Below are 6953 nucleotides of genomic sequence, written 5' to 3'. Positions count from 1 at the left end.
GTTATCCATGCTCGCTGTTTTTCATTGATAAATGCTTCTACATAGGCATACTGGCTGTATGTCATAACACCAACGAAAATATATGCATTGATGATTTCTCCGGTATCAGGGTCGGTAATATGAGCGATATCTCCTGCCCAGTCAACCTCAACCTGTTCTCCAGGTTTACGGTTGATATGCATAGTAGCACGTCGTTTCTGCTCATCCTGTTGGATATAATAGCAGAATTGGGAATACATGAGTGCTTCTTCACCGTTTAAGCGGCAGTTCTCCATGTATTCAGTCCATAAGAGTTTTTTGCTGACACCGTTTTTTAGGAGTTCTTTATGGATGTAGCCAAAATCAGGCTTCCTTTTGATACCGATGTCCTTATCTGATTTTGGAAACATCATCCCTTCTAAAACAGTATCTGTGATATTTGCGTCAAGTGGCCAGTTAAGGTTTAATTCATTGGCGCGCCGCAAGACTTTCACAACTGTTTTTTGTGCAACACCACAGCTTAGCATGATGTTGCGTTGTGTAAATCCAAGACTATGTAGTCTAAGGATTTCTCGGTATTTGGTCATAGAAATGACCTCCTTATAATTTATTTACATCTTGAGATGTATAAATAAATTATAAAGCTTGTACTATATGCTTTCTGGTAACCAGAAAGCTGATTTCCTATATATCGGAATGTTGATTTCCAACGACCGGACAGGTGATGTAATCTGAACCGGAATATTCAGTTCTTAAGGGTGCTGTAGTATAATGTCTCCGAGTCGGCCATCCAGGATAGAACATAGTCGAATATTTTGGTGGACTCCCTGTCTCTTGAATCAAGTATTGATGTTTTTGTTACTGAACCCGAGTCATAAGTGTGTATATATTGACCGTCAGTAAAAAAGTACTCACCTTTCGCATCAAGGCTTACAATGTCTGCGGGATTGTATGCATTCATCCTGAATATCAAATTATCATTCCTTGGATCTGAATAATATAGATAATTATCAAAATAATACATGATGTTAAAGGTGCCGCTTAAAAGCTGCTTTCAAATTGCAAATAAAGAATGGATGTGCCCTGATTGTTTTCGCTTTTAAAGCATTCTCATTTCTTCATGCCTTGACTGTGAAATTTAGGGTATATTTATTTTTACCTTTATTTGTACACTTTCTGTTCTTGGTATACCTGATATAGCCTTCTTAAACGTATATAATTATATCGATTGAGCTATATGATTAGTAGACAGGAAGAAAAATCTCTGCTGATGTATTTATTGATTGTTTCCTATCTTCTTTAACATATCTAGTGAGTTGTTGATTTTGTATTAGTAAGTTTACTAATGTATAGAATATTAACAAACTTACTAATACAAAAAAACATTTCGCTTTTTAGTAAAAATAGACATCATACCTCTCCTCAAATTAATATTATTTTTATTAATTTTATAATACTGTCTTCAATAAATAAAGACAGTCCTTGTGTGAATAATGTTTCATAATTATGAAATTAAAAAGAACATATATAAAACTGTGTTCGTTGAAGTAATTATGCATGTAGTGTCGTAGGTTTTATACTAACTTAGACTGCTACATACTTATGTAAAGCTTTTTTTGAACTTCGAAAGAATCGCTCAATACATATTATCAATTGCTCTACCACGGACGCCAGCTTATTTTGATACCATTGGATTTTTAAAGGCCAATAATTTTTTACTGGTAAACTAATTGCCCTTTCACCCAACTTATCATATAATAATATTAGATATTTAGATGTTTGTCTAAATATCTAATATTCCATAGGAGGACTGCTATGGCGATTCTTAATTTACCTTTTAAGGCATTATCCGACCCGACACGGCGAAAGATAATATTGTTATTGAAGCAAAGGGATATGACTGCCGGTGAAATTGCCGACCAGTTTGATATGACAAAGCCCAGCATTTCACATCATCTTAATATTTTGAAGCAGGCGGATTTGGTGATGGATGAAAGAAAGGGGCAAAACATTTATTATTCTTTAAATACCTCAGTGTTTCAGGAGGTAGTCAATTGGTTTTTCAATGCAGTTAATAAAAATGAAGGGGGAATGGAAGATGGGAAAGATAGCTAAAACTCTGAAAAAGGACTGGATTTTACTCTTGCTCATATTGGCCGGTTTCTGCATGAGTATTTATTTTTATCCCGCTCTGCCTGACAGAGTACCCAGCCATTGGAATATACACGGTGAGATCGACGGCTATATGAACAGATTTTGGGGAGCTTTCTTGATGCCTCTTATGAATGCAGGTTTTTATTTCTTTTTTATATTTTTGCCTTATTTAGACCCTAGAAAGAACAACTACAATTATTTTTCTTCAGCCTATAGAGCTATAAGATACATGCTGCACATCTTCTTTGTTGGCATTCAGATAGTCACACTTATGGCAGCTTTGGGATATCCAATAAAGATTCAGGTAATTGTTCCTGCCGGTGTATCCCTTTTATTTATACTTTTAGGCAATGTTATGGGCAAGGTCAAGCACAACTATTTTGTAGGCATTAGAACTCCCTGGACATTATCAAATGAAGAAGTATGGAGAAAAACTCACCGCCTTGCCGGACCCTTGTGGGTAGCAGGGGGAATACTCTGCCTCATACTTTCCTTTTTAAATTCAAGAATAACAAGCATGCTGTTTTTTTTAGTAATTGTTATCATTGCAGCTGTTCCTACAGTATACTCATATATTCTGTTCCGTAACGATATGAACGGTAAATAGTTACCGTAAGAAAGAGGGTTTGGGATGTATAAAACCTTTAGGATAAATATAAGTCAAGGAAATTTAATATTGGATTGTTCAGCCATTAGAACTTCGGATGGAATAATAATTTATATTGGCGGGGGGGAAAAGGCTCATATAGGCTCAACTGTCATAAGCCAGCCAAGATTAAGTTTGACAGGGAATGGCAATGTGAGCTGCACAACATCGGTTATAAATATTTTAGGCCACAAGGATGATGCAATTGCAGTTCCCGTATCCGAGGCAATATGCAGGCACTTCAATGAGACAACTGTTGTAACTGCAGGTGTCCATATTGATAATGCCGGCCCTTCTGATATTGAGAAATTCATTAGAATGAGGGATGAAATTATTTTAAAAATTATAAAGGCAATTGAAAGCGATAAAATAAAATAAGAGCAAAATTAAGAGGACATATAGTCCTCTTAATTTATGAGCATTCTTAGCTTTTCAATCCTTCTGTCTTCCATTTTTTCTATTTTAAATTTGATATTTTCGTATTCCACCATCTGGTCTTCTTCCTCGCTTGGGATGCTTCCAAGCAAGTCTACCACAAAACCTCCTATGGTTTCAAAATTATCCGAAGGCAGTTTTAACTGGAACCTTTCATTAATATCATCGATGGATATCAGTCCGTCTATTAAATAAGTGTTTTTATCTATTTCCGTGATGCTTTCCTGGCTTTCATCGTGCTCATCAAATATATTGCCCATAACCTCTTCAACCAGGTCTTCTATGGTAACTATTCCCGCAAAACCGCCGTATTCATCTATTAGTATAGCCATGTGGTTTTTGGTTGCCTGAAGCTCTTTAAACAAAGCGTCGATATTTTTTGTCTCGGGCACAAAATATGCCGGACGCAGCAGCTTTCTTATATCTGAATTGTCCATTTTGCCCTTCATAAAATGCTTGAACAGGTCTTTCATATATAATATACCTATGATGTTATCCATATCATTTTCAAAAATAGGTATTCTTGAGTACTGTTCTTCAATAATCGAATCGATAATGTCCTTAATAGGAGCATTGATATCTATTGTAAAGACGCCGGTCCTCGGAGTCATTATTTCCCTTGCCAGTGTATCGTCAAATTCAAATATGCCATCTAACATTTCCTTTTCTGTTTCATTTATTACGCCTGTTTCCTCACCGACACTTATCATCATCCTTATTTCTTCTTCAGAAACCTTTTCCTCCAAATCATTGGAGTGGATATTGAACATGCGCACCAAAAGATTTGTGGAGGCTGTAAGAAGCTTTATAAAAGGGCGTGCCATAATAGATACAAACATAATAGGCCTTACAACTGCCATAGCAATTTTTTCAGAATATTGAAGAGCTAATCTTTTAGGGAACAATTCACCCAATACGAGGGTTATATATGAAAGCAGCAATGTAACTGCCACAATTGAAATCTGTTCACCTGCAGGTATATTAAACTTACTGATAAATTCTGAAAGATATTCGGATATACTGGTGGCGGCAGAAGCACTGGCAAGAAATCCGGCCAGGGTTATACCTACTTGAATTGTAGCCAAAAAACTGCTTGGCTCATTTAAAAGCTTCAATAGATATTCAGCTTTAGTATTTCCTTCGTTTGCAAGAATTATTATCTTCGTCTTGTTGGAAGATACTATAGCCATTTCAGATGCGGCGAAAAAAGCGTTCAGCAATATGAGAATGAATATTATCGCTAACTCCAATATAATTCGACTGCCAGGACCTATGTCCATTCAGTAATTCCCCCTTTAAAAATTAACACGTTGAACATAGTATATCATACAACTTAAAGCCGAACAAATTCACAGGCAACATGATAGACTTAAAAAAACAACTTATGTTAAGATAATGAGTTGTAACATAGGTAAATAATTTCCTAAGGGGAATAAAACTTAAATTTGGTGGATTTTAAGGGTAATATTTTTTATATTCTCTTGAAAAATTACTTATTCTTAACGTTTGTTTTGGTATTTTTATTTAATTGGCAGCAATCCAATCTGCCGTTTCCAAAGCTTTTTTCGTTTTCCTTTGCCAGCCTTTCAATAAATTCATTATATCTTTTTTTAATGCTGCCCAATAATGTCTTCATCTTAATACCTCCTATATATTACATTACTATGCAGTGAAATACTGTATGTCAAAGCTCATTTTTTATATTATACCAATAAGCCATGAAGATATTATGGAGAAATGTAATATAAATGACAAAATTTATTTTAAAATAAAATAGTTTGATTATTGACTATTTGACTATTAATAGTTATAATTCTAACTATATGTTGTTTGGGAGGTAACGAAATGGCTACCACAGAAAAAAAGATTGGGGAACTGGTAAGCATGCTGCCTATGTTTACTGAAACTCTGATGTCCGGATTTGAAAGAAGAGCCTCCGCTAAATTAAATTTCAACGAAGAAAGGACGCTGATGTTTCTTTACAGAAATGAAGGAATGCCCATGACAGACTACTGCAAAAAAGTAGGTCTTTTAAAGGGCTCTTTTACGGCAGTTGCTGATCGCCTTGAGAAAAAAGGCTTGATTAAAAGGATAACAGTATGCAATGACAGGCGAAAAAACGCATTGGTACTTACTTCTGAAGGTAAAAGCATAGCGAAGGAAATCGAATCTCTTTACAATGAGCACATAGAAAAAAAAGCAGGCCAATTGGGGGAAGAGGATGTACTTAGCCTTAAAAATGCTTTACAAACTGTAATATCATTTATTGAAAAAATAAAGTAATGAAAGGAATGACTACATTTGACTGAGTCAAGAAAAATTGATGCAAAGCAAGACAGAACCTATATTTTGGGTTCAATGCCTGTTAGCAAAGCTATATGGACTTTAGCAATACCCACCATGGTAGCTATGTTAATCCAGGTTGTATATAACATGACAGATACCTTTTTTATAGGTAAATTAAATAATCCGAACATGGTTGCCGCCATAGCATTATCAATGCCCATTTTTATGATTTCTCAGGCCTTCGGAAATATATTTGCCATAGGCGGAGCTTCATTTATATCAAGGATGCTGGGGAAAGGCGACAGGGAAAGAGCCAGTGAAGCAGGTTCCATTGCTTTCTGGTCAGCTTTAGGTGTAAGCACGCTGGTATCTCTTATAGCTTTTATATTTGCAGAACCTATATTGATATTTTGCGGAGCCAGCCCCAATACTCTCCAGTTCGGAAAGGATTATTTGATATATATGCTATTGGGAAGCCCCTTCATAGGAATGCAGATGGCCTTATCGGGACTTTTAAGGTCGGAAGGTGCTACAAAGGTATCAATGAATGGTATGGTAATCGGTTCTATATTGAATATTATTTTAGACCCAATATTCATTTTAGGCATGGATTTAGGGGTAGCCGGTGCGGCTTTGGCTACTGTTATAGGTAACGTATTCGGTTTCGCATACAATGTATCCTTCTATGTAAGGAAAAAAGGAATTATATCTATTTCTCCCAAAAATTTCGGTTTCAAAAAGGATATATATGCTGAAATTTTTAAAATCGGAATACCTGCATCTGTCGGTATGATACTGATGAGCTTGGGCTTTGGAGTATCCAATGCTTTTGCAGCCGGCTTCGGTGATAACGTGGTTGCTGCCAATGGAGTTGTCATGAGGGTCACCAATATTACTGTAATGCTTACCATGGGATTGGCCCAGGGCTGTCAGCCTCTTTTAGGCTTCAGCTACGGTGCTAAAAACTTTAAGCGTCTTGTCGATACAATAAAAAATGCCATTACCATCGGTACTGTAATGAATGTAGCATTTGCAATCATATTCTATATATTTGCCGATAAATGGATTAGCGTATTTATAAACGATGCAGATGTTATAAATTTAGGCGCAAGGATAATAAAGTCAAGAGCAATAGTAAATCCCATTATAGCCACACAGATGGTTTTAATGACATCCTTCCAGGCATTGGGCAAATCAGTGCAGTCCCTTATTATATCCCTGGGAAGGCAAGGCTTGTTCTTTATACCTGCAATAGTAATATTCAGCAATGTATGGGGATTAGACGGATTTATATATGCACTGCCTGTAGCGGATTTGCTTACAACAACGCTTTCAGTTATACTTTTTCTCTTCATGAGAAAATCTCTTCATGATACCTCAAGTGAAATGAAGGAAAGAGTTGTAGCATAGTTCAACAGATAATAAGGAGCCGATGTTTACCCCGGCTCCTTTA

Annotated in this window: 8 protein-coding genes and 1 pseudogene; 5 read left to right on the top strand and 4 right to left on the bottom strand. The window is 36.1% G+C overall.

The window, feature by feature from the left end:
• Together OXPF_RS16810 and OXPF_RS16805 are read right to left on the bottom strand one after the other, a co-directional pair.
• Nucleotides 1-566: pseudogene (locus tag OXPF_RS16810) on the bottom strand (IS21 family transposase); the annotation flags it as partial.
• 158 nt (nucleotides 567-724) lie between these two features.
• Nucleotides 725-1003 carry a hypothetical protein gene (locus OXPF_RS16805; RefSeq protein WP_054876389.1) on the bottom strand — a complete coding sequence of 93 codons (279 nt, stop codon included), beginning with the start codon at nucleotides 1001-1003 and terminating at the stop codon, nucleotides 725-727.
• 791 nt (nucleotides 1004-1794) lie between these two features.
• Between OXPF_RS16805 and OXPF_RS16800 the strand changes: the two genes are divergently transcribed.
• The 3 genes from OXPF_RS16800 to lpdD are packed head-to-tail and all read left to right on the top strand — an operon-like array spanning nucleotide 1795 to nucleotide 3157.
• The gene (locus OXPF_RS16800) at nucleotides 1795-2094 is read left to right on the top strand and encodes an autorepressor SdpR family transcription factor (RefSeq protein WP_054876388.1); all 300 of its coding nucleotides are present in this window, start codon (nucleotides 1795-1797) and stop codon (nucleotides 2092-2094) included.
• Nucleotides 2078-2740, top strand: a complete 663-nt coding sequence (locus OXPF_RS16795) for an SdpI family protein (RefSeq protein ID WP_054876387.1) — start codon at nucleotides 2078-2080, stop codon at nucleotides 2738-2740. The genes OXPF_RS16800 and OXPF_RS16795 overlap by 17 nt, the downstream gene beginning before the upstream one ends.
• Before the next feature lie 24 nt (nucleotides 2741-2764).
• Complete coding sequence (gene lpdD / locus OXPF_RS16790) at nucleotides 2765-3157, top strand: prenylated flavin chaperone LpdD (protein WP_054876386.1); 393 nt, start codon at nucleotides 2765-2767, stop codon at nucleotides 3155-3157.
• Between the two features lie 29 nt (nucleotides 3158-3186).
• Here the strand turns inward: lpdD and OXPF_RS16785 are convergent, their stop codons facing one another.
• Both OXPF_RS16785 and OXPF_RS22810 read right to left on the bottom strand, forming a co-directional pair.
• Nucleotides 3187-4494: a hemolysin family protein gene (locus OXPF_RS16785; protein ID WP_054876385.1), complete on the bottom strand. Its 1308-nt coding sequence runs from the start codon at nucleotides 4492-4494 to the stop codon at nucleotides 3187-3189.
• A gap of 209 nt (nucleotides 4495-4703) precedes the next feature.
• Entirely contained in the window at nucleotides 4704-4850 is a 147-nt protein-coding gene (locus tag OXPF_RS22810; RefSeq protein WP_162838568.1) for an LDCC motif putative metal-binding protein, read from the bottom strand.
• A 209-nt stretch (nucleotides 4851-5059) separates the two neighbouring features.
• On the opposite strand from OXPF_RS22810, the gene OXPF_RS16780 reads away from it, so the two are divergent.
• Together OXPF_RS16780 and OXPF_RS16775 are read left to right on the top strand one after the other, a co-directional pair.
• Nucleotides 5060-5497 (top strand): MarR family winged helix-turn-helix transcriptional regulator, encoded by a 438-nt coding sequence (locus OXPF_RS16780; RefSeq protein WP_054876384.1) that lies wholly within the window; start codon nucleotides 5060-5062, stop codon nucleotides 5495-5497.
• 18 nt (nucleotides 5498-5515) lie between these two features.
• Nucleotides 5516-6910 (top strand): MATE family efflux transporter, encoded by a 1395-nt coding sequence (locus tag OXPF_RS16775; protein WP_054876383.1) that lies wholly within the window; start codon nucleotides 5516-5518, stop codon nucleotides 6908-6910.
• Nucleotides 6911-6953: the final 43 nt, after the last annotated feature.

The sequence above is a fragment of the Oxobacter pfennigii genome, assembly GCF_001317355.1.
GTDB lineage: Bacteria > Bacillota > Clostridia > Clostridiales > Oxobacteraceae > Oxobacter > Oxobacter pfennigii.
Note: the sequence above shows the minus strand (reverse complement) of the source record. Positions and strands in the feature narration are given on the sequence as shown.

Excerpts from the sequence above, each read along its gene's own strand:
- OXPF_RS16805 (WP_054876389.1), bottom strand. The coding sequence starts at position 1,003 with ATGTATTATTTTGATAATTATCTATATTATTCAGATCCAAGGAATGAT.
- OXPF_RS16800 (WP_054876388.1), top strand. The coding sequence starts at position 1,795 with ATGGCGATTCTTAATTTACCTTTTAAGGCATTATCCGACCCGACACGG.
- OXPF_RS16795 (WP_054876387.1), top strand. The coding sequence starts at position 2,078 with ATGGGAAAGATAGCTAAAACTCTGAAAAAGGACTGGATTTTACTCTTG.
- lpdD (WP_054876386.1), top strand. The coding sequence starts at position 2,765 with ATGTATAAAACCTTTAGGATAAATATAAGTCAAGGAAATTTAATATTG.
- OXPF_RS16785 (WP_054876385.1), bottom strand. The coding sequence starts at position 4,494 with ATGGACATAGGTCCTGGCAGTCGAATTATATTGGAGTTAGCGATAATA.
- OXPF_RS22810 (WP_162838568.1), bottom strand. The coding sequence starts at position 4,850 with ATGAAGACATTATTGGGCAGCATTAAAAAAAGATATAATGAATTTATT.
- OXPF_RS16780 (WP_054876384.1), top strand. The coding sequence starts at position 5,060 with ATGGCTACCACAGAAAAAAAGATTGGGGAACTGGTAAGCATGCTGCCT.